Genomic DNA, 22,497 nt, shown 5'->3' on the forward strand with positions numbered 1-22,497 from the left:
CCATGTCCCAGCCCTGGCGCATCCTCGTCGTCGACGACGAGCCCGATCTCGAGCCGCTCGTCCTGCAGCGCATGCGGAGACACATCCGCAGCGGCAAATACGAATTCGAGTTCGCTGGAAACGGCTTGGAGGCGCTCGAGAAGCTGCGGGCCGACGACAGCATCGACCTAGTGCTGTCCGACATCAACATGCCGCAGATGGATGGGCTGACCCTGCTGTCCCAGCTCGGCTCGCTCGATCAGGATCTGCGCGCCGTCATCATCTCCGCCTACGGCGACATGGGCAACATCCGCACGGCCATGAACCGGGGCGCGTTCGACTTCGTCACCAAACCGGTCGACTTCGACGACCTGCAGATCACGATCGAGCGCACGGTCGAGCATCTCCGGCAGTGGCGGGAGGCCACGGCATCGCGCGACAAGCTGGTCACGCTCCAGAACGAGCTCGACATCGCCACCAACGTGCAGCAGTCGATCCTGCCGTCCGATTTCCCGGCGACGGCCATGTACGAGATCAACGCCAACATGGTCCCGGCGCGCAACGTCGGCGGCGACTTCTACGACTATGTCGGCGTTCCGGAAGACCGGATGTTCGCGACAGTTGCCGATGTCTCCGACAAGGGCATTCCCGCAGCGCTGTTCATGATGTCGAGCCGGACGGCGCTCAAGGGCGCGGCCATCGGTACCGGTTCGCCGCGCGAGGCCCTCATCGAAGCAAACCGGGTGCTCCAAGCCGACAACCCCACCTTCATGTTCGTGACGGTCATCATGGCGGTCTACGACCCACACAACGGCGACGTCACGTATTCGAGCGCCGGCCACGACCCGCCGGTGGTGGTCCGGGCCGACGGGAGCGCCGAGCAACTGCCCGCCACCGGAGGCATCGCCTTGGGCGTCGCGCCCGAGGAACTCTTCACGGCCAATCTGAGCGAGCACACGGTCTCGCTGGGCCTCGGCGAGACGCTCATTCTCTACACCGACGGCGTCAGCGAGGCCATGAACGTGGACCACGAGGAGTTCGGTCTTGCTCGACTCCTCGATCTCTTCGTCGGCAACCCGCCCCAGAACGCTGACGCGGCAATGACTGCGATATTCGACGCGGTTCACGAGTTCGCCGGCGAAGCCCCCGCCTCCGATGACATCACCTGCCTGGCGCTGCATCGGAATGCCTCATGAACAGGTTCACGCTCAGCGGCGCCCGTCCGGCGATTGACCCGCTCATGCGCACTCGGCCGCGCCGCAGAACTCCCACTACGGAGCATCAGCCATGCGACGTTCGCTGAACATCACACCAGTGCCGGGCGCTGCGGCAGCCGAAGCGCTGCCGCGGATCGTGGCATTCGTGGAGGAGATGGCCGAGCTGGACGATTGGGCGCCAGACCTTGTCCTGAGGTCCAACCTCATCCTCGAAGAGCTCATCCTGAACACGCTCACGCACGGGCGCACCAGCGGGCTCAGCGACATCGAGATCACGCTGGAGAGCGGCGAGAACTCGGTCACCATCACCCTCGTCGACGACGGCGCCGCATTCGATCCGCTGAACGATGAGCCGTCTCCCGACACCGACCTGCCGCTGCAGGAGCGATCGATCGGCGGCTTGGGCCTGCACCTCGTGCGCACGATGGCCGAAGATCTTGCGTACAAGCACGCCGATGGCAAGAACCACCTGACGCTGGTCGCCCGGGCTGGTGCCTGACGGCACGGCAAGAATGCGCGCCGGCGCCTCGGCGGCGGCTCTTGCCATTGCCGCCGCTGCCCTGCTCGGCGCCTGCAGCGACCCAGACAGCAGCGGCTCGGACGCCTCAGGTCCCACCGGCACCGTCGCTGCGCCGGCTCGCCCGACCGTTCCCGACAATCTCAGCGACGAAACCGGTGTATACGCCGATCGAGTCGTGTTTGGGCAGTCCGCCGCCCTCGGCGGTGCCGCAGCCGAACTCGGCTTGGGCATGCAACTCGGGATCCAAGCGGCATTCGAAGAGGCCAACCGCGCCGGCGGCGTGAACGGGCGGCAGCTCGTGCTCGAGTCGCTCGATGACAGGTACGAGCCCGAAGAGGCCATCGCCAACACCCGCTCGCTCATCGAGGAACAAGAGGTGTTCGCTCTCATCGGTGCCGTGGGCACGCCCACATCCCGGTCCGCAACACCGGTGGCCGCGGCAGCCGACGTGCCGTATGTCGCGCCGTTCACCGGGGCTGGCTTCCTGCGGAACGACGACTGGACCAACATCGTCAATCTGCGCGCCTCCTACGCCCAGGAGACCGAGGAGATGGTGGAACGGCTCACCACCGACCTCGGCATCGATCGCATCGGCGTGCTCTTCCAAGACGACTCGTTCGGGCGGGCGGGCTATTTCGGCGCACTGGCCGCGCTCGAGCGACGCGACATGGAACCGGTCGCCATCGGCTTCTACCCTCGCAACACCACGGCCATCAAATCGGCGCTGCTGGACTTGAGAGCAGGCAACCCTGAGGCCGTCATCATGGTCGGTGCCTACGAACCCGTGGGCACGCTCATTTCCTGGGCACGCAATACGGGCTTCGATCCCGTGTTCATCACGCTGTCCTTCGTCGGAGCCAATGCGCTGGCCAACCAGCTCGGCGCCGAGGGCGAGGGAGTGCTGGTCACCCAGGTCGTGCCGTTCCCCTTCGACGATTCCACGCCGGTCGTCGCGGCCTACCAGGCCGCCCTGCACGAGATCGACCCCGACGCGGTTCCCGGATTCGTGTCGCTGGAGGGATACATCGCCGGAAGGCTGGCGATTGCAGGTCTGGAGCAGTGCGGCAGCTCGGTGACGCGTGAGTGTTTCCTGAACTCCATATTGGGGGCTGACGAACTGGACATCGACGGCTTCATGATGAACTTCGGTGACGGTGAGAGCATTACCGAAGACAACCAGGGATCCGACGCTGTCTTCGTCACCCAGATCGGGCCCGACGGCGCCTACCGATCCATTGAAACGCTGACCAGCACAGAGCCATGACCGACGCAGCGACCACCGACGAGACGCCGCCGAGCAGCAACGACAACGCGGTGCTCGAGCACCGCAAGCCGTCCGTACATCACCGGATCTCGACCCAGATGTACGCGGGCATCGCCGCCCCGCTGCTGCTGACGCTGGCGGCGAGTCTCGTCGCCTGGATCTCCTTCACCCGTGTCGGCGAGGCGGAGAAGGAGGTCAACGAGGGCGCCATCCCGGAGCTGAGCGCCGCGTTCGGCGTCGCCGAGTCGAGCAACCGGCTGGTAGCCGGCGGGCCGGCGCTCGTGTCCTCCACCCCGGACGACTTCGAGACCGTCGTGACAGGAATCGCCGCGGCGCGATCCGAGTTCGAGACGCAGCTGGAGCTGCTGTGGAACCGCGGCACGGGCTCGATGTGGCTGGGCGAGATGCGCGGGTACGCCGCGCAGCTCAACTCGAACATTGCCGCTATCGAGGCCGAGATGCCCGAGTACTTCAATCTCGGGACGGAGGCCGACGAGCTCAGGGCCGAGGTGGATGCCGCGGTGCGCGACCTCGAGCGCCAGATAGTGCCGGCGCTCGACGACCAGCTCTTCTACCTGGTAGCCGGGCAGCGAGATCTCGACACCCCGCCGGTCCCCGACGCCGTCCACCGCTCCGATGAAGAGGTGCGCCTGTACCGCCACTGGTCCGCCCTCGGCGGCGACGTGGCGCAGTCTGCCGAGCTGCTGGCCAGCGCATTCAGCGCATCGCAGTCGGCGCTGATCGAGCCGCTGCGGGAGAGCTTCGAGTCTGCAAGAGACCGCATCGAGATCAGCGTGGCAACACTCGACGAGGCCGCCGGCGACGACCTGCGACCCTCCGTCGACCGCCTCTTCGCGCTCGGGCTCAACGACGGCAGCGTGTTCGACGTCACCCAGCGACGCCTGCAGATCGAGGAGTCCCAGCGCCGGCAGCTCGCCGAGAACCAGGCCTTGGGCGTGGCGCTGGTGGGCGAGATCGAGTCGCTTGTCGGTGCGGTGGAGACCGATGTCGACGTCGCCACCGAGGCCTCGGAGCAGGCGGTGAACACCGGGCGCCTGCTGCTGGTCGTCATCAGCATCGTCGGCATTCTGGGCGCACTGCTCATCAGCTGGCTGTTCGTGGGCAAGCGGATCCTGCGGCGCGTCGGCCAATTGTCCAACCGCATGCGGGCCCTGGCGGGCGGCGACCTAGAGACCCCCGTCGACACGAGGGGCCGCGACGAAGTTGCCGAGATGGCCGACGCGCTCGAGCAGTTCCGCAAGGCCGCACTCGAAGTGCAGCGGCTCAACCTGGTCGAGGAGCTCGCCGGCCAGCTCAGCGAGCGCAACGAGCAGCTCTCGCAGACGCTCGCCGACCTCGACCGTGCGCAGGACCAGATCGTGGCCAACGAGAAGCTGGCAGCGCTCGGCGAAGTGACCGCCGGCGTCGCCCACGAGATCCGCAACCCGCTGAACTTCGTCAAGAACTTCGCCGAGTCGTCCGATGAGCTGCTCGAAGAACTGCTCGAAGCGATCGCAGATCCCGAACCGCCCGACGATCAGGCCGATTACATCACCGAGATCACCGGCGACCTCAAGGAGAACCTGACCCGCATCCGCGGGCACGGCGACCGGGCCAACCGCATCGTGGAGAGCATGCTGATGATGGGCCGGGGCGGCGGCGAGTCACGTCCCGTGGAGATCAACGCCTTGCTCGACGAGCACGCAATGCTCTCCTACCACAGCGCCCGAGCGCAGGACGCCGACTTCAACGTGACGATCGAGCGCGACTTCGACCCCGATGTGGGCGAGCTGGAGGTCATCCCGCAGGACATGGGCCGCGTGTTCCTGAACCTGGTCACCAATGCCGGCTATGCAGCAAACGAGCGCTGGCGGGATCTTGGCGGCGAGCCAGGCAAGATGGTCACGGCGGGCGACGGCGACAGCACGCCCTATTTCCCCACGATCTGGCTCAGCACGCAGCGAACCGACGAGTCGGCTGTGATCAAGGTTCGCGACAACGGCACCGGCATCCCGCCAGACGTCGTTCAGCGCATATTCGAGCCGTTCTTCACCACCAAGCCCACCAACGAGGGCACGGGGCTGGGCTTGGCAATGTCGAATGACATCGTGCGAGGTCACGGCGGGCAGATCTCGGTGGAGAGCGAGCCCGGCGAGTACACCGAGTTCACGGTGGAGCTGCCGCTCGAGCGCGCAGCCCCCGTCGAGCCGATCGAAACCGAAGAACCGTCTCCGGCGAGCTGATCAGTCTCCGTCGGGGAAGGGATCTTCCCAATCGGGCGGCAGCGGGATCTCGAAGGCGTTCAGCGTCAGCGAGATCAGGCAGTAGTAGCCCACCGTGGTCACCAGCTCGATGACGCCCTCGGTGCCGAACTCCTCGACCGCAGCTGCGTAGGTCTCATCGCTCATGGCGTGCGACTCGAGCAGCTCTGCCGCAACGCGGTGAGCGATGGCTTCCTGCCCGGTGAACTCCGCGAGCCTGCCGTCGCGGAGCGCATCGAGGTGGCGCTGTTCGATGCCCGCCATCTGAGCCAGGCGCTCGTGGGCGGCGAACTCGAACTTCGACCGGTAGTGCGCCCCGACCGTGCAGATGGCCGCCTCTTTGACCGGCTCGGGCAGGCCGCCCGCGAACCGGACGGCGGCACCGAGCGCCTGGGTGGGCCCCCCGATGGCAGGCGCCCGCACCCAGACGCCATACGGGCCCACGATGCTCTTGACGTTCAGGTCGGCTGTGGCTGCGCTGCGCGGCCCGCTGCGCAAGGCGTCGTACACCTCGCGACCGCCGCCGGTCAGCTCTTCAGGAGTGATCTCGGGCAGTCTCATCTCAGTGCTCCTTCGTTCGGAGAATTCGTTGGGGGATGCTCAGCCGACCAGCGGCGCCAGATAGCGGCCGGTATGAGACTCGGGCGTGGCCGCGACCTGCTCAGGCGTGCCGGCGGCCACCACGGTGCCGCCGCCGATGCCGCCCTCGGGACCCATGTCGACGATCCAGTCGGCGGTCTTGATCACGTCGAGATTGTGCTCGATGACCACCACGGTGTTGCCGCCCGACACGAGCCGGTCGAGCACGCCCAGCAGGCGCCGGATGTCTTCGAAGTGCAAGCCGGTGGTGGGCTCGTCGAGGATGTAGATGGTGTGGCCGGTCGATCGCTTCGACAGCTCGCTGGCCAGCTTGACTCGCTGCGCCTCGCCGCCTGACAGCGTCGTCGCGGGTTGTCCCAGCCGGATATAGCCCAGCCCGACGTCGACGAGGGTCTGCATGTGACGGCGGATGGGCGGCTGGGCAGAGAAGAACTCCAACGCGTCCTCGCAGGGCATGTTCAGCACGTCGGCGATCGTCATGCCCTTGAAGCGGATCTCGAGTGTCTCGCGGTTGTACCGGGCGCCCTTGCACACCTCGCAGGGCACGTACACGTCGGGCAAGAAGTGCATCTCGATCTTGATGGTGCCGTCGCCCGAGCAGGCCTCGCAGCGCCCACCCTTCACGTTGAAGCTGAATCGGCCCGGCAGGTAGCCCCGCACCTTGGCCTCGTTGGTAGCGGCGAAGAGCTTGCGGATGTGGTCGAAGACACCGGTGTAGGTGGCCGGGTTCGACCGGGGCGTGCGGCCGATCGGCGACTGATCGATGTCGATCACCTTGTCGAGCGCCTCGGCGCCTTCGATTGCCGTGTGCAGGCCGGCACCTGCTTGGATGAATAGATCCGCTGCATGAGCGCCTTGTAGAGGATCTCGTTCACCAGCGTGCTCTTGCCCGAGCCCGACACCCCGGTCACGCAGATGAAGCAGCCCAGGGGGAACTCCACGTCGATCTTGCGCAGGTTGTGCTCGCGTGCGCCCCGTACCACCAGCCGGTCATCGCCGCGGGGGCGCCGCAGCGACGGCATCGGAATCTCCAGCACACCGGCCAGGTATTCCCCCGTCACCGAGCCCGGTGCACCCGCTAGGCCGTCCACCGGCCCGCTGTAAACGATCTCGCCGCCGTGCTCGCCGGCGCCCGGGCCGATGTCGACTACCCAGTCCGCAACCGAGATGGTCTCCAGGTCGTGCTCCACCACCAGCACGGTGTTGCCCAGATCGCGCAGGTGCAGCAGCGTGTCGATCAAGCGGCGGTTGTCGCGCTGGTGCAGCCCGATCGACGGCTCGTCGAGCACGTACAGCACGCCCTCCAGCCCGCTGCCGATCTGGCTCGCCAGCCGGATGCGCTGCGCCTCGCCGCCGGCCAGCGTGGCCGCCGAACGGTTCAGCGTCAGGTAGTCGAGGCCGACGTCGAGCAGGAAGTTCAGCCGGGCATCGATCTCCTTGATGATCGGCGCGGCGATGATGCGCTGCCGCTCGGTGAGATCCAGGCCGTCGACGATCTTCGCTGCCTCCCCGATGGATGCCGAGCAGAGCTCGAAGATGTTCCGGCCGGCCACGCGCACGGCCAGCGACACCTCATTGAGCCGCGCACCGTGGCAGGTGCCGCACGGCACCTCGCGCATGTAGCCCTCGATGCGGTTGCGCGACCAGTCGCTCTCGGTGCCGGCATGGCGGCGGCGCAAGAAGGGAATCACGCCCTCGTAGCGGGTGGTGTAGCTGCGCGAGCGGCCATAGCGGTTGCGGTAGCGCACCGTGATCTGCTCGCCGGCAGGCGCGCCCTCGAGCAGCAGCTTTCGCTGTCCCGGTTCCAGCTCTGCCCACGGCACATCGAGCGGGATGCCCTGCTGCTCGCCGATCGCTTCGAGCAGCCGGGTGAACCACTTGCCGGTCGCTCCCGCCCACGGGGCGAGCGCGCCGTTCGCCACCGACAGCTCGGTGTTGGGCACCACCAGCTCCGGGTCCACCTCGTACCGGGTGCCGAGGCCGTCGCAGGTCTGGCAGGCACCGTACGGGGAGTTGAACGAGAAGTTGCGGGGCGCCAGCTCCTCGAAGGAGCGGCCGGTGGTGGGCGAGAACAGGTGCTGGCTGAAGGTGAGCATCTCGGGCGCATCGTCCGGGACACCGTTGCCGCCCGGAACCTGGTGAATCCACACATGCCCGTCGGCCAGCCCCAGCGCAGCCTCCACCGATTCGGTCAGGCGCTGCTCGATGTCGGCACGCATGACCAGCCGGTCGACGATCACCTCGATGTCGTGGTTGACGTAGCGATCCAGCCGCTCGATCTCGTCGGTGCTGCCGAGATCCAGCATCTCGCCGTCCACACGCACACGGGCGTAGCCCTGCCGGGCGAAGTCGCCGAGCTGCGTGTGGTAATCGCCCTTGCGTCCGCGCACCACCGGGGCCAGCACCTCGAACCGGGAGCCCTCCCCGAGCTGCATGATCCGGTCCACGATCTGCTGGGCCGTCTGGCGCTCGACGATCTCGCCGGTCTGCGGGTCGTGCTGAGTGCCGATGCGGGCGTAGAGCAGCCGCAGGTAGTCGTACACCTCGGTGATCGTCCCGACGGTGGAACGCGGGTTGCGGCTGGCGCTCTTCTGGTCGATGGAGATCGCCGGCGACAGGCCTTCCAGGAAGTCCACGTCGGGCTTGTCCATCTGGCCCAGGAACTGGCGTGCATAGGCCGACAGCGACTCCACATAGCGCCGCTGCCCCTCGGCGTAGATGGTGTCGAAGGCCAGCGACGACTTGCCGCTGCCCGACAGCCCGGTGAACACGATCATGCGATCGCGGGGCAACTCCACATTGACATTGCGCAGGTTGTGCTCTCGCGCCCCGCGAACGATGAGCCGCTCACCCATCCTGCCGCCCGCCCCGTCGGCGTCTGTCGGTCCGGCGTCCGCCCATTCGGGTGGAGCCTACCTGCGACCCCGCCAGTCATCCCGGACGCAAACACAAGTTCGTGCGCCAATCCGCGCACGCTCTAGAGCTGCAATCGGCAGAAGTAGGGTCGCGTCATGCCACATGAAGTACAAGGTGTCGTAGCCGCAGCAGTCGGCGAACCGGTCACGGTGGAGACGATCGTGGTGCCCGACCCCGGGCCGGGCGAGGTGATCGTCGACGTCCAGGCATGCGGCGTGTGCCACACCGACCTGCACTACCGCGAGGGAGCCATCAACGATGAGTTCCCGTTCCTGCTCGGCCATGAGGCCGCAGGCGTCGTGTCGGAAGTGGGCGCCGGCGTCACCAACGTCGCCGTCGGCGACTTCGTGATCTTGAATTGGCGAGCAGTCTGCGGCCTCTGCCGGTCATGCCAGCGTGGCCGCCCGTGGTACTGCTTCGCCACGCACAACGCGTCGCAGAAGATGACCCGTGACGGCGTGGAGCTGTCCCCCGCGCTGGGCATCGGTGCGTTCGCCGAGAAGACCCTGGTAGCGGCAGGACAGGCCACCAAGGTGGACCCTGCGGCCCCGCCCCAGGTTGCCGGTCTCATCGGCTGCGGTGTCATGGCCGGCTTGGGTGCCGCAATGAACACCGGCGGCGTCGGACGCGGCGACAGCGTGGCCGTGTTCGGCTGCGGCGGCGTGGGCGATGCCGCGATCTGCGGTTCCCGCCTGGCCGGAGCGCACACGATCATCGGCATCGACCTCGACGACCGCAAGCTCGACTGGGCCCGCGACTTCGGCGCCACCCACACCGTCAACTCGGCGGGCTTGAGCAACGACGAAGTCGTGGAGGCGATCCGCGGGCTGACCGACGGCAACGGCGTGGACGTGGCCATCGAGGCCGTGGGTCTGCCCCAGACCTATGAGCAGGCTTTCTATGCCCGCGACCTGGCCGGCACGGTGGTGCTGGTGGGCGTGCCGAACCCCACCATGAAGATCGAGCTGCCGATGATCGAGGTCTTCGGGCGCGGCGGCTCGCTCAAGAGTTCGTGGTACGGCGATTGCCTGCCGAGCCGTGACTTCCCCATGCTCATCGACCTGCACCTGCAGGACCGCCTGCCGCTCGACCAGTTCGTCAGCGAGACGATCGGGATTGAAGGCGTCGAGGAAGCGTTCGAGAAAATGGAGCACGGCGAAGTGCTGCGCTCCGTTGTGATGCTCTAGGCGCTGGCGTCGCGCAGGTCCCGGCGGAGCTCCCTGAGCTCGTCTCTCAGGCGGGCTGCGTACTCGAATCGCAGGTCGGCGGCCGCTTCGGCCATCTCCTCCTCCAGCGAGGCGATGAGCCGGGTCAGGTCATCGGCCGGCAGGTCGCCGTAGGCGGCCTTCATCCGTTCTGCGTTTACGCGGCCCGACACCAGCTTCTCGGGCACCGGTGCCGTCTCGGCCGGGCCTCGCAGCACTTCGAGGATGTCGGTGACGGCCTTGCGGATCGTCTGGGGGTCGATGCCGTGCTCGGCGTTGTACGCCTGCTGCAAACCCCGCCGCCGGTTGGTCTCGGACACCGCGCGGTGCATCGACGGAGTGAACTCGTCGGCATACATCACCACTTGGCCGTCGACGTTGCGTGCCGCTCGCCCGATGGTCTGGATGAGCGACGTCTCGCTGCGCAGGAACCCCTCCTTGTCGGCGTCCAGGATCGCCACGAGGCTCACTTCGGGCAGGTCGAGGCCTTCCCGCAGCAGGTTGATGCCCACCAGCACGTCGAAGTGGCCGAGCCGCAGGTCGCGCAGGATCTCGATGCGCTCGATGGTGTCGATCTCGCTGTGCAGGTATCGCACCCGCACGCCCAGCTCCAGCAGGTAGTCGGTGAGGTCTTCGGCCATCTTCTTGGTGAGCGTGGTCACGAGCACCCGCTGGCCCTGCTCAGTGACCCGCTCGATCTCGCCCATCAGGTCGTCGATCTGGCCCTTGGTGGGGCGCACCACGATCTCAGGATCGACCAAACCGGTCGGCCGGACAATCTGCTCCACCACCTGGCTGCTCGTGCGCAGCTCGTAGTCGCCCGGCGTGGCCGACAGGAACACCACCTGGTTCAGCCGCTCCATCACCTCGTCGAAGCGCAGGGGCCGGTTGTCGCGCGCGGAGGGCAGCCGGAAGCCGTGCTCCACCAGGGTGTCCTTGCGCCGCCGGTCGCCGGCGAACTGGCCGTGCAGCTGGGGAACGGCAACATGGCTCTCGTCGATCACCAGCAGGTAGTCGTCGGGGAAGAAGTCGAGCAGCGTGTACGGCGGCTCGTCGTACACCCGACCGTCGAGATGCATCGAGTAGTTCTCGACGCCGTTGCAGTAGCCCAGCTCGGCCAGCATCTCGAGGTCGTATTCGGTGCGCATGCGCAGCCGCTGCGCCTCGAGCAGCTTGTTCTCCTTCTCGAAGAACTGCAGCCGCTCGGCGAGCTCAGCCTCGATCTTGGCGATCGCCGTCCGCATCTTGTCCTCGCCGGTGACGTAATGCGACGCCGGGAAGACCGTGACCTCTTCGAGCTCGCCGAGGCGCTCGCCGGTTACCGGATCGATGCGGCTGATCCGATCGATCTCGTCGCCGAACAGCTCCACCCGCACCAGGAACTCCTCGTAGGCCGGATGCACTTCGAGCGTGTCGCCGCGCACCCGGAACCGGCCCCGCACCAGGTTCGTGTCGTTGCGCTCGTACTGCATGTCGACGAGCCGGCGCAGCACCGCACGCTGGTCGACCACCTCGCCGACGCGCAGGTACAGCATCTGGCGCAGGTATTCCTCCGGTGCGCCCAAGCCGTAGATGGCCGAGACCGATGCCACCACGATCACGTCCCGTCGGGTCAGCAGGGCCGCCGTGGCCGAGTGCCGCAGCCGGTCGATCTCGTCGTTGATGCTGGAGTCCTTCTCGATGTAGGTGTCCGAGGCCGGCATGTATGCCTCGGGCTGGTAGTAGTCGTAGTACGAGACGAAGTACTCCACGCGATTGTCGGGAAAGAACTCGCGGAACTCGTTCGCAAGCTGTGCCGCCAGCGACTTGTTCGGAGCGAGCACCAGCGTCGGGCGCTGCGCCCGCTCGATCGTCCATGCGATCGTGGCGCTCTTGCCCGAACCGGTAATGCCGAGCAGCGTCTGGAACCGGTCGCCGCGGATGACGCCGTCCGCGAGCTCGGCCACGGCGCGCGGCTGGTCGCCGGCCGGCTCGAAGCCTGCGCTGACCCGGAACGGGTGGGCGGCAGTCGGTTCGGGCAGCCAAGGGCGGGCTCGGCCGGGCTCGACTGCGCCTGCGTCCTGCTGCGACGGCGCCGTAGAGACGGATGCCATGACCGAGAGGCTACGGCCGCAGCGCCACGCGATTCCGGCAGCAATCAACCGCTCGCGCGCAGGGGGAACGACCCCGCCGGAGCGGTGCCCCCGTGCGACCGGCCGGGTGGTTATCCTGCCGCGCTGACCGCCGACCTGTCGAAACCCGACTCCTTCACGACCCGAGACCGCCCATGAGCCGCGACGAACCAGACGCATCTGAGTCCGACGACGACGCGCTCGACGACGCCATGGATGACCCAGACCTGCTGGGCGACGACTTCGAGCCGGTCCCCGACGATCTCGAAGACGAAGAGCTGGGCGTGGCCGACCTCGACGACGACGTCGACGATGTCGACGACTTGGACACGGACGGGCTGGGTGATGGCGAGACAGCGTCGTCGGACGATGACGCCGGGCCGAGCCGCGAAGTGCCCGCCGGGGTGCGCCCCGCCTCCGACGACGAAGACGACGACGAAGACGACGAGGAGCTCGAGGCAGACCTCGGCGAGATCCTCAAGGAACGGCTGGCGTCGGAAGACGAAGACGAGGACGACGATGACGATGAGATCGGCATGGTCACAGGTTCCCGTTCAGCCTCCAAGCAGGAAGACGAGATCCTCTGCGAAGGCTGTTTCCTGCTGATCAAGCCGTCGCAGTTCGATACGCGCTCACCCGAGCCGAGCTGCCCTCACTGCGGAACCCCGATCATCATCTGACTGCTCAGGTCGGCACGTGCGGGAGTGCGCTGGCCCAGCTGAAAGCCGCTTCGATGGCGGCTTCGAGCTCGTCGGGGCCGCCGGAGTTGTCGATGACCCAGTCGGCAATGGCCAGTCGCTCGTCACGCGACAACTGCGCTGCGACGCGCGCACGTGCGTCATCGGCGGAGAAGCCCCGCGAGGTCACGAGCCGCTCCACAGCAACCTCGGTCGGCGTGTCCACCACCAGGATCCCGCTGGTTTGGTAGCGCGGCGGCCGGCCCTTGGCCAAGCCTTCGCCGAGCAGCGGGATGTCGAGCACCACCAGTCGATCTGTGCCCTCCAGCTCGCCCAGCCGGCGACGGATCTCCCGACCGACCGGCGGATGGGTGATCGCGTTCAGATCGGCAAGGGCGTCGGCGTCGTTGAACACGATGGCCGCAACCGAGCCTCGGTCGAGCGTGCCATCGGGCGCCACGATGTGATCGCCGAAGCGCTCCACCATCTCCGCCAAGACCGGGCTGCCCGGTGCCTGCTGCTCGCGAACGATGGCGTCAGCGTCGATCAGCGCGGCACCCCGGCGGGCAAAGCCCGAGGCAACTGTGCTCTTGCCGCTGCCGATGCCGCCGGTCAGTCCGATTGTGATCACCAGACTGCAGTCAACTGAATGGAGCCCGACGGCTGCAGGTTCAGGCTCGGCAGGGAGCCAGCGGGCTAGGCGTCGCCTTCTGGGGCGGCCGCAGCAGGCTCGCCGTCGGCACCCTGGTTCTCGTAGTGCGCGAGGGCCTGGCGGTAGGCCTCCTCGCCGTGCTCCTCGTAGTACTCGCGCCACGCCCGCTCGGCTTCGGACTCCTCGCCGTCAGCAGGCGTCTCGTAGCTGAACTCGCCGATGAAGTTGCCTTCCTCGTCGTAGGCATGATCGCCGAATGCCTCGCGGTATTCCTCCGCGACCACACCGCCTTCGGCTGCCTGCTTGATCGACAGGCTGATGCGGCGGCGCTGCAGGTCGAGATCGATGATCTTCACCCAGAGCTCCTCGCCGGGCGTCACCACCTGCTCGGGCAGCTCGACGTGGTGGGCCGACATCTCCGAGATGTGCACCAAGCCCTCGATACCGTCGCCGACCTGCACGAACGCACCGAATGGCACCAGCTTGGTGACCCGGCCGTACACCAGCTCCTCGACCCGGTGGGAGTTCGCGAACGCTTCCCACGGATCCTGCTGCGTCGCCTTCAGCGAGAGCGAGATGCGCTCACGCTCACGATCGATCTCGAGCACCTCCACCGTGACCTCGTCGCCGATGCTGACCACCGAGCTGGGGTGATCGACGTGCTTCCAGGACAGCTCCGAGACGTGAATGAGACCGTCCATGCCGCCGAGGTCGACGAATGCGCCGAAGCTGACCACCGACGAGACCCGGCCGGTTCGCCGCTCGCCGCGCTGGAGGTCCCGCAGGAAGCCCTCCCGCTCCTCCTTGAGGCTCTCTTCGAGCCAGGCACGCCGGCTGAGCACCACGTTGTTGCGGTTCTTGTCGAGCTCGATGATCTTGGCTTCGAGCTCCTGGCCCACGTAGGGGGCCAAGTCGCGGACGCGCCGCAGCTCCACCAGCGATGCCGGCAGGAAGCCGCGCAGCCCGATGTCGACGATCAGCCCGCCCTTCACCACCTCGATGACGGGGCCCTTGACGACCCCGTTGGACTCGCGGATCTCCTCGATACGGCCCCAGGCACGCTCATACTGCGCCCGCTTCTTGGACAGCACCAGGCGGCCGTCGGGATCTTCCTTCTGGAGGACGAGGGCCTCGATCTGATCGCCGACGTCCACGACCTCCGACGGGTCGATGTCGTGACGGATGGAGAGCTCGCGCGACGGGATCACACCCTCGGACTTGAAGCCGATGTCCAGCAGCACCTCGTCGCGGTCGACCCGCACGATGGTGCCGGCCACGATGTCGCCGTCGTCGAACTCGACGATGGTCTGCGCGACGGCGTCCTCGAACGACGTGTCGCCGAGGTCATCCATCGTGACCGTGCGCGGCACATAGTCGCCCGCATCAGTGAAGGTGCCGAAGTCGCCCGTCGAGGCTCCGTTACCGCTCTCTTCGCTCGTGCTCTCCCCGTCTGGCGCCTCGGGCGGTGTCTCCGGCGAGTCGTCGGGTGGCGGCGACTCGGCGAGTGCTGGGTCTTCGAGGTCTGGAGCGGGGGCAATGGCGTCGGTCACGGGGGGATGCTCAGGTCGGGAGTACGGGCGCAGGCGGCTGAGCATGCCGCGCACAGCGCACGGAAAGGCTACCGGCGCCAGCGGCCATCAGGCCCAGAGCGCTCAGACGTGGCCTGTTCGCGGGTCAGCCCTTGGCGTCTGCCCAGGTGGCGCCGGTGGCGACATGCACTTCCAGCGGCACCGCCAGTTCGGCGGCATTGCGCATCACGTCGACCGTCAGCTCGGTCACCTCGGCGGCTTCGGCAGGAGGCACTTCCAGGATCACCTCGTCGTGCACCTGCAGCACCAGCCGGCTGGCTGCGGACCGGGCCTGCAGCGCCTCGTCCAGCCGGATGAGCGCCACCTTGAAGATGTCGGCCGCGAGCCCCTGGATGGGAGCATTCATGGCCTGCCGCTCGGCGGCCTGGCGTACCCGGAAGTTGCGCGATGTCAGCTCGGGCAGCGGGCGGCGCCGGCCGAAGGCCGTCTCGGTGTAGCCCCGCTCGCGGCTCTGCGCCACCACTCCGTCCATGAACGAGCGCACCTTGGGGAACGCCTCGAAGTAGGCGTCCAGGATCTCAGCCGCCTCGCCGGTGGGCACCCCGAGTCGCTGGCCGAGGCCGTACGCCTCCATCCCGTAGGCCAGGCCGTAGCTCACCATCTTCGCCACCGACCGCTGCCGCGGGTCGACGTCGGCGGGGCCGATGCCGAACAGCGATGCGGCGGTCGCGCTGTGGATGTCGTGGCCTGCCTCGAAGGCGCCCACGAGGCCCGGATCGCCGGACAGGTGGGCGATCACCCGCAGCTCGATCTGGTTGTAGTCGGCGATCAGCAGCTCGCAGCCCTCGGCCGGCACGAATGCACGCCGGAACAGCCGGCCCTGCTCGGTGCGGACCGGGATGTTGTGCAGGTTTGGGTCTTCGGAGCTGAGCCTGCCGGTGCGCGCCACCGTCTGGTTGAACGTGGCGTGAATGCGTCCGTCGGGCTCGACGCACTCGAGCAGGCTGACGCCGTAGGTGGAGCGCAGCTTCTCCACTTCCCGGAACGCCAGCAGCCGGTCCACGATGGGGTGCTCGCCCCGCAGCGACTCCAGCGCCGCTGCGCTCGTGGAATAGCCGGTCTTGGTCTTGCGCTGGGGGGTCAGCCCCAGGTCCTCGAAGAGCACCTCGGCAAGCTGCTTGGGCGAGTTGACGTTGAGGTCGTCACGGCCGGCCAGCTCGCGCACCTCGGCTTCCAGCGCGAACACCTCGCCGGTGAGATGGTCGCGCAACGATTCCAGCTCGCCTCGGTCGACGCCGATGCCGGCGGTTTCCATGCGAGCCAGAACGCTGATGAGCGGGCGCTCCACATCCCGGTACAGGTCAGACATGCCCAAGCTGTCGAGCTGCTGATCGAGTATCGGCGCCAGCATCGCCACCGCCAAGGCGTCACGACCGGCCACGACGCCGTCGGTGGGCCCGTCGGCGTCGAGGTCGTCGAAGCCCAGCTGGCCCTCGGTGATGCCGCCGGCAAGCTCCATGCCGCAATGCCGGGCGAGCAACGCGCTCAGCTCGTCGCGGCCCTCTGAAGGATGGATGAGATAGGCGGCGATCGAAGTGTCGACGGCCAGCCCGGCGAGCGCAGCGCCAGTGTCCAGATCGCCAGGCAGGCAGCCGAGCGCACGCATCAACTCCTTGGCCTGGTGGACGTGAACGCCTGGCCCGTCAGCTCCCAGCAGGCAAGCGCATTCCGCTGCGATCTCAGGCACAACGAGATCGTGGGGACCGAGCGCCAGCACCTCGCCCTGCGATGGGTCGGCAGCAACAGCCAGCACACCCAGGCCGCCGTCAGCCTCCACGGTGAACCCGAGCGCGACCGGCTCGTCTCGGCGCGACAGCTTGCTCAGCAGCCCAGCGGCACTGGCGCCACCCTCGGCATCCACCGGCTGCAGCTGTACCTCTGCGAGCTGGGCAGCCTCGGGGGAACTCGCGCTCGGCACCAGCAGACCGTCCAACGATGTGCCCGCCAAGGCGTCGCGCAGTCGCGCATGCAGGGTGCCGAACTCCAAGAACTCGAACGTGCGCGTCACGAGGTCGGCGTCAAACCCGCTCCATTGCAGGTCGACGGGCGTGGCGTCGATCGGTGCGTCGGTCCGCAAAGTCATCAGCTCGACGTTGCGCCGCACATTGTCGCCGTGAGCCGCAAGGTTCTCGGCCAGCTTCGGGGTCTGCTCGGCGGCTGCGGCCAGCAGCGCCTCGACGTTGCCGTACTTGTTGAGGAGCTTGGCGGCCGTCTTCTCCCCCACGCCGGGAACCCCCGGCAGGTTGTCGGACGGATCGCCGCGAAGCGCCGCGTATTGCACGTAAAGATCGGGCGTAACGCCGGTGCGCTCGGCGATGCCCGCCTCGTCGTAGAGCGCGTAGTCGGTGACCCCCCGGCGGTTGTAGAGCACCTGAACCCTGGGGTCGTGCACGAGCTGGTACACATCGCGGTCGCCGCTCACGATCAGCACATCGTCGCCGCGCTGTTCCGCTTCTGAGGCCAGCGTCGCCAGCAGGTCGTCGGCCTCAAAGCCGGCACAGTCGAACGCCGGGATGCTCAGCGATTCGAGCACCTGACGCACGAGGCCCAGCTGTTCGATGAGGGTCGCAGGCGTCTCGTCGCGATGAGCCTTGTACTCGGGGGCCGCGGTGTGGCGGAACGTCGGCTCCCGGCGATCGAAGCACACCGCGATCGCGTCAGGACGGTGATCTCGCAGAAGGTTGATCAGCATCGACGTGAATCCGAACACGGCGCCGGTGGGTTGCCCCGACCGGGTGGCCATGTCTTCGGGCACAGCGAAGAAGGCCCGGTACGTGAGCGAATTCCCGTCGAGCAAGAGGAGCTTCGACATGGGAATTCTCCCAACGGTGGCGGGTAACGGTTGCGGAAGCCTGCCCATGTCGAGGAGCGGGCTCAGGGGGTCAGCAGTCCATCCACGATCTGCTGGGCGATGTCCCGCATTCTCGCACGGTTAGCCATCGCCGTACTCCGGATGAACTCGAAGGCGTCGCGCTCGGAGAGCTGGAATTCGTCCATGAGCAGGCCCTTCGCGCGCTCCACCGCCTTGCGCGTCTCCAGCTTGTCCTCGAGGCTCTCCACCGTGTCCTCGAGCTCTCGCATCTCGGTGAAACGACCCCACGCCACTTCGATGGCCGAGACCAATTCTTCCCGCTGGAACGGCTTCACCAGGTACGAGAGCACGCCGGCGTCGCGAGCCTCGGCAATGAGATGGCGCTTGCTGAACGCAGTGAGGATGAGCACTGCGGAAGTACGGTCGCCGGCGACCTCTCGTGCCGCATCGAGGCCGTCGCGGCCGGGCATCTGGATGTCGAAGATGCATATCTCGGGCTGGTGCTGGCGTGCCAGCTCCACGGCTTCGTCGCCGCGGCCCGTCTCCGCCACCACGACGTAGCCCTCGTCCTCGAGCATCTCGCGCAGATCGAGCCGGATGATGGCCTCGTCCTCTGCGATCACGACTCGCTTCGACACTCGCGCTCCCCTCGCGGGACAGGATCGCTCAGCAGGCAGCTCCTGCCGGGCTGGTGCGGATCGGTCAGCCTACCGGTCGGGTTGTCATGCCTCTCAGAAGTTCATGCAGGCGTCGAGTGCCCGGGGCGGGAGTTGAACCCGCACGCCCGTGAGGGCAGAGGATTTTGAGTCCCCCGTGTCTGCCGTTTCACCACCCGGGCCGTGGAGCGGCTCAGCGTACCGAGGGGCGGCGCCGAGAGGCAGCCATCCACGGCGCGGCGCCGGTGGCCGGAAAGGTCGCTCTCGGCATGGGCCGCCACCTACCCTTTTGCCCTAATCCCATTGTGCGTTCACTGCGCTGCGGTTCGAGCACCGACCCGGTCTCCCGCCTAGGCGCTGCGTAGGAGGCTGAGTGCTCGCATTCACATTCCCGGGCCAGGGCTCGCAGCAGCAAGGCATGGGCGAGCCATGGACAGCGCACGACTCGTGGGAGCTGGTCACCGAGGCATCCGACGCCTGCGGGCGTGATGTCGGCGCGCTGCTGCTGGAGGCCGATGCCGACGAGCTGCGCCATACGCGCAATTCGCAGCTGTCGACGTTCGTGCTGTCGATGGTGGTGCTCGATGCGGTCGAGCGCACCGGCGCGACGTTCTCGTGTGCCGCAGGGCACTCGCTGGGCGAATACAGCGCTCTGACCGCAACCGGGGCCTTGGCCTACGACGACGCCGTGCGACTCGTTGCCGAGCGCGGCGAGGCGATGCAGGTGGCAGCCGACGAGCAGGAAGGGACCATGGCGGCCGTGCTGGGTCTCGACGACAACCTCGTGGCAGAGGCGTGCGACGCCACGCCCGGCGACGTCTGGGTCGCCAACTACAACGCGCCCGGCCAAGTGGTGATTGCGGGCGCACCGGACGCCGTCGCCGTCGCCGGCGACGAAGCGAAGGCGGCGGGCGCGAAACGGCTCATGGGTTTGCCCGTGGGCGGTGCATTCCACACGCCGTTCATGCAGCCGGCCAGGGATCGGCTGCGCAAGGCGCTGGCCGAAGTCGAGATCCGGGCCCCGAGCGTTCCCGTGGTCGCCAATGTCGACGCCCGGCCGCGTGCCGACGCTGACGAATGGCGAACCCTGCTGGCACAGCAGCTCACCAGCCCGGTGCTGTGGCGCGCCAGTCTCCATGCGCTGGCCGACGCCGGCGTCACCACCTTTGTGGAGCTCGGCCCCGGCAAGGTGCTGACCGGCATGACCAAGCGGACGCATCGAGGTGCGACATCTATGTCGGTCGGCACACCCGCCGAGATCGACACGCTGATGGAGACGCTCGCAACCGATGCCCCGTCGGCACCGACCGTGCTCGGCGGCGAGAACCTGTACGTCACCGAGCGCCTCATCGTGAGCCCGTGCGCCGGCATCTTCACACTCAGCGCCGGTGCCGGCGACGGCCAGCAGATCGCGGTGGGCGATGTCATCGGCCATGTGGCCGGGGAGGAAGTGCGCTCTGCGTTCGCGGGTACTGTCATGGGGATCATGGCCGTAGAAGGCGAACGGGTCACCGCACGGCAGCCCGTTGCGTGGCTGCGGACGCCGGCTGGCAGCTGAACAGCCGGCACCAGAAGGGGAGGCCACAGATGACGCTCAGCGTGGGTAACGCATCTAGCGCGCGCATTGTCGGCATCGGGACGGCACTCGGCGAGCGCGTTCTCACCAACGATGAACTGGCCGAGATGGTCGACACTTCAGATGAATGGATCATCGAGCGCACCGGCATCAGGCAGCGGAACATCGGCGGCACCACTGCCGGCCTGGCCGCACGAGCCGGATCCGCTGCGATGGAGGTCGCCGGCGTCGACCCGTCGAGCATCGACATGTTGATCCTGGCCACCACGACACCAGATCGCTGCGTTCCGGCCTCGTCGTCGCGGGTGCAAGAGGCGCTGGGCCTCGACTGCGGCGCGATGGACGTGAACGCCGCCTGCTCGGGATTCGTCTACTCGCTGGTGGCCGGTCACGGCATGATCGCGATGGGTCACGAGCGGGTGCTGGTCATCGGTGCCGAAGTGCTCTCCCGGATCACCGACTGGACCGATCGGGCCACCTGCATCCTGTTTGCCGACGGCTCGGGCGCCGCCGTGCTCGAGCGCAGCGAGCAGGGCTCCGACCTGCTCGGCTGGCACGTCGCGAGCGACGGCTCCATGGAAGAGCAGCTGTACTGCGAGCACGACGGCTACATCCAGATGGCCGGCCAGGCGGTGTTCAAGAAGGCCGTGCTGGTGATGGAGGAGTCGGCGCGCCAGTCGATGAAGCAGGCAGGCCTGACGGCCGACGACATCGACGTGGTGGTGCCCCATCAGGCCAACGTCCGCATCGTCGAGACGGCCTGCAAGCGGCTGCGCATCCCCTATGAGAAGGCCGCCATGGTGATCGAGCGCACCGGCAACACCTCATCGGCCTCCATCCCCCTCGCCCTCGACGACGCCGTGCGCAGCGGCCGGATCAACGAGGGCGACAATGTGCTGCTCGTCGGCTTCGGCGCCGGCATGACCTCGGCTTCGGCACTGCTGCGCTGGTCGGGCGCCCCCGCCCGAGCTTGCTGATCGCCCCCGAGCGTCACGCACACGGCTCACGATGAATCAGCCCACGAGCCTGCCTCGAGTGCGCCCCGCAACGGCACGCACCGTCCTCGTCACCGGCGGCAGCCGCGGCATCGGCCTGGCCACCGCCCGGTTGTTTGCCGATGCAGGCCACCGCGTAGCCGTGACCAGCCGCACCGAGGCCCCAGACGACAGCCGCCTGCTGTGGGTGGCATGCGATCAGGCCGACAGCGACGCCGTCGATGCCGCTTACGGGTCCATCGAGGCTGAGCTGGGTCCGGTGGAGATCCTGGTGGCCAATGCCGGCATCACCCGTGACCAGCTCGTGCTGCGCATGGCAGACGACGACTTCGCGGCGGTCGTCGACACCAATCTGACCGGCGCCTACCGGATGGCCAAGCGGGCGGCCCGCCCGATGCTGCGCGCCCGTTGGGGGCGGTTGATCTTCGTGTCCTCAGTGGTCGGATTGCTGGGCTCGGCCGGACAAGTCAACTACGCAGCATCCAAGGCAGGCCTGGTGGGCATGGCCCGATCACTGGCGCGTGAACTCGGTTCGCGCGGCATCACTGCGAATGTCGTCGCGCCCGGGCCGGTGGCCACCGAGATGTTCGGTGCACTGAACGACGACCAGCAAGCCGCCATCACCGATGCGGTGCCGCTGGGCCGGGTGGCAGAACCGTCCGAGATAGCCGCTGCGGTGGCGTTTCTCGCGTCCGACGAGGGCGCGTACATCACCGGCGCCGTGATACCTGTCGACGGCGGCTTGGGAATGGGCCATTGAGCGACACTCAAACCGTGCAGGGCCGTAGCGCTGCGGGACCTACACTGCGCATTCGCACGGCCGTCGGGGGCTCGTGCGGAGACCGCCCACACATGAGGGGATCAGCATGAGTGACACGTTGGATCGGTTCCGTGACTGCGCCGTCGAGGTGCTGGCCGTGGATCCCGAGCAAGTCACGCCAGAGGCCAGCTTCGCCGACGACCTCGACGCCGACAGCTTGGACCTGGTCGAGCTGGTGATGGCCTTGGAAGAGGAGTTCGACATCAGCGTGGACGAGGAAGAACTGGAAGACGTCACCACCGTCGCCCACGCGATCCAGCTGGTCGAATCGAAACTGTGAGCCCTGTCCTGCAGCGTCATGGACAGTGAGCGCGGGCCAATGAGGGCTCAGCAATGAGCGCCAGCCGTCGGGTAGCTGTCGTCGGCCTCGGCGTCGTCTCGTGCGCCGGGACAGGCGTCGACGACTTCTGGCACGGGCTGAACTCCGAGCCGCCGGAGGGCGAACGGCGCGTCGCCGACTTCGATCCGTCGCCGTACTACGACAATCCCAAGGAGGCTCGACGGGCAGATCGCTCGACCCAGCTCGGCATGGCATCGGCGGCACAGGCCATCGCCGACGCAGGGGAACTGGCGACCGACCCGGATCGCTGCGGCGTGATCTACGGCACCGGTGTCGGCGGCCTGCAGACCTTCGAAGACCAGGTACT

General features: G+C 67.5%; 16 protein-coding genes, 1 tRNA gene and 2 pseudogenes. 11 read left to right on the forward strand and 8 right to left on the reverse strand.

What is annotated here, in order from left to right:
• Positions 1–2 precede the first annotated feature (2 nt).
• The 4 genes from ACOGXD_RS15580 to ACOGXD_RS15595 all read left to right on the forward strand — a co-directional run bounded on the left by ACOGXD_RS15580 (position 3) and on the right by ACOGXD_RS15595 (position 5,223).
• The gene (locus ACOGXD_RS15580) at positions 3–1,175 is read left to right on the forward strand and encodes a PP2C family protein-serine/threonine phosphatase (RefSeq protein ID WP_419915926.1); all 1,173 of its coding nucleotides are present in this window, start codon (positions 3–5) and stop codon (positions 1,173–1,175) included.
• A 91-nt stretch (positions 1,176–1,266) separates the two neighbouring features.
• Positions 1,267–1,695 carry an ATP-binding protein gene (locus tag ACOGXD_RS15585; protein WP_419915927.1) on the forward strand — a complete coding sequence of 143 codons (429 nt, stop codon included), beginning with the start codon at positions 1,267–1,269 and terminating at the stop codon, positions 1,693–1,695.
• The gene (locus tag ACOGXD_RS15590; protein ID WP_419915928.1) at positions 1,688–2,980 is read left to right on the forward strand and encodes an ABC transporter substrate-binding protein; all 1,293 of its coding nucleotides are present in this window, start codon (positions 1,688–1,690) and stop codon (positions 2,978–2,980) included. The genes ACOGXD_RS15585 and ACOGXD_RS15590 overlap by 8 nt, the downstream gene beginning before the upstream one ends.
• Positions 2,977–5,223 (forward strand): ATP-binding protein, encoded by a 2,247-nt coding sequence (locus ACOGXD_RS15595; RefSeq protein WP_419915929.1) that lies wholly within the window; start codon positions 2,977–2,979, stop codon positions 5,221–5,223. Before ACOGXD_RS15590 ends, ACOGXD_RS15595 begins: the two co-directional genes overlap by 4 nt.
• Here ACOGXD_RS15595 and ACOGXD_RS15600 read toward each other — a convergent pair whose 3' ends face one another.
• Positions 5,224–5,802 (reverse strand): carboxymuconolactone decarboxylase family protein, encoded by a 579-nt coding sequence (locus tag ACOGXD_RS15600; RefSeq protein ID WP_419915930.1) that lies wholly within the window; start codon positions 5,800–5,802, stop codon positions 5,224–5,226.
• Positions 5,803–5,841: 39 nt separating this feature from the next.
• Positions 5,842–8,696: pseudogene (uvrA, locus tag ACOGXD_RS15605) on the reverse strand (excinuclease ABC subunit UvrA).
• A gap of 156 nt (positions 8,697–8,852) precedes the next feature.
• On the opposite strand from uvrA, the gene ACOGXD_RS15610 reads away from it, so the two are divergent.
• Positions 8,853–9,944, forward strand: coding sequence for an S-(hydroxymethyl)mycothiol dehydrogenase (locus tag ACOGXD_RS15610; RefSeq protein WP_419915931.1), 1,092 nt, complete (start codon positions 8,853–8,855; stop codon positions 9,942–9,944).
• On the opposite strand, the gene uvrB is transcribed toward ACOGXD_RS15610, so the two are convergent.
• Positions 9,941–12,055, reverse strand: coding sequence for an excinuclease ABC subunit UvrB (gene uvrB, locus ACOGXD_RS15615; protein ID WP_419915932.1), 2,115 nt, complete (start codon positions 12,053–12,055; stop codon positions 9,941–9,943). The genes ACOGXD_RS15610 and uvrB overlap by 4 nt on opposite strands.
• A 173-nt stretch (positions 12,056–12,228) precedes the next feature.
• On the opposite strand from uvrB, the gene ACOGXD_RS15620 reads away from it, so the two are divergent.
• Entirely contained in the window at positions 12,229–12,753 is a 525-nt protein-coding gene (locus tag ACOGXD_RS15620; protein ID WP_419915933.1) for a hypothetical protein, read from the forward strand.
• A 4-nt stretch (positions 12,754–12,757) separates the two neighbouring features.
• Here the strand turns inward: ACOGXD_RS15620 and coaE are convergent, their stop codons facing one another.
• The 5 genes from coaE to ACOGXD_RS15645 form a co-directional block, all read right to left on the reverse strand.
• Positions 12,758–13,381 carry a dephospho-CoA kinase gene (coaE, locus tag ACOGXD_RS15625; protein WP_419915934.1) on the reverse strand — a complete coding sequence of 208 codons (624 nt, stop codon included), beginning with the start codon at positions 13,379–13,381 and terminating at the stop codon, positions 12,758–12,760.
• 65 nt (positions 13,382–13,446) lie between these two features.
• The gene (rpsA, locus tag ACOGXD_RS15630) at positions 13,447–14,754 is read right to left on the reverse strand and encodes a 30S ribosomal protein S1 (RefSeq protein WP_419917422.1); all 1,308 of its coding nucleotides are present in this window, start codon (positions 14,752–14,754) and stop codon (positions 13,447–13,449) included.
• Positions 14,755–15,076: 322 nt separating this feature from the next.
• Positions 15,077–17,803: a DNA polymerase I gene (gene polA / locus ACOGXD_RS15635; RefSeq protein ID WP_419915935.1), complete on the reverse strand. Its 2,727-nt coding sequence runs from the start codon at positions 17,801–17,803 to the stop codon at positions 15,077–15,079.
• 62 nt (positions 17,804–17,865) lie between these two features.
• Positions 17,866–18,441: an ANTAR domain-containing response regulator gene (locus ACOGXD_RS15640; protein WP_419915936.1), complete on the reverse strand. Its 576-nt coding sequence runs from the start codon at positions 18,439–18,441 to the stop codon at positions 17,866–17,868.
• 117 nt (positions 18,442–18,558) lie between these two features.
• A tRNA-Leu gene (locus ACOGXD_RS15645) sits at positions 18,559–18,641 on the reverse strand.
• 191 nt (positions 18,642–18,832) lie between these two features.
• Here ACOGXD_RS15645 and fabD point away from each other — a divergent pair.
• The 5 genes and pseudogenes from fabD to ACOGXD_RS15670 all read left to right on the forward strand — a co-directional run.
• Complete coding sequence (gene fabD / locus ACOGXD_RS15650) at positions 18,833–20,017, forward strand: ACP S-malonyltransferase (RefSeq protein WP_419915937.1); 1,185 nt, start codon at positions 18,833–18,835, stop codon at positions 20,015–20,017.
• Between the two features lie 29 nt (positions 20,018–20,046).
• Entirely contained in the window at positions 20,047–21,012 is a 966-nt protein-coding gene (locus ACOGXD_RS15655; RefSeq protein WP_419915938.1) for a beta-ketoacyl-ACP synthase III, read from the forward strand.
• Positions 21,013–21,070: 58 nt separating this feature from the next.
• Positions 21,071–21,790, forward strand: a complete 720-nt coding sequence (gene fabG, locus ACOGXD_RS15660; RefSeq protein ID WP_419915939.1) for a 3-oxoacyl-ACP reductase FabG — start codon at positions 21,071–21,073, stop codon at positions 21,788–21,790.
• A gap of 106 nt (positions 21,791–21,896) precedes the next feature.
• Positions 21,897–22,130: an acyl carrier protein gene (gene acpP, locus ACOGXD_RS15665; RefSeq protein WP_419853812.1), complete on the forward strand. Its 234-nt coding sequence runs from the start codon at positions 21,897–21,899 to the stop codon at positions 22,128–22,130.
• Positions 22,131–22,183: 53 nt separating this feature from the next.
• Positions 22,184–22,414, forward strand: a pseudogene (locus ACOGXD_RS15670) (beta-ketoacyl synthase); the annotation flags it as partial.
• Positions 22,415–22,497 lie beyond the last annotated feature (83 nt).

This window comes from Candidatus Poriferisodalis sp. (assembly GCF_965204125.1).
GTDB lineage: Bacteria > Actinomycetota > Acidimicrobiia > Acidimicrobiales > Poriferisodalaceae > Poriferisodalis.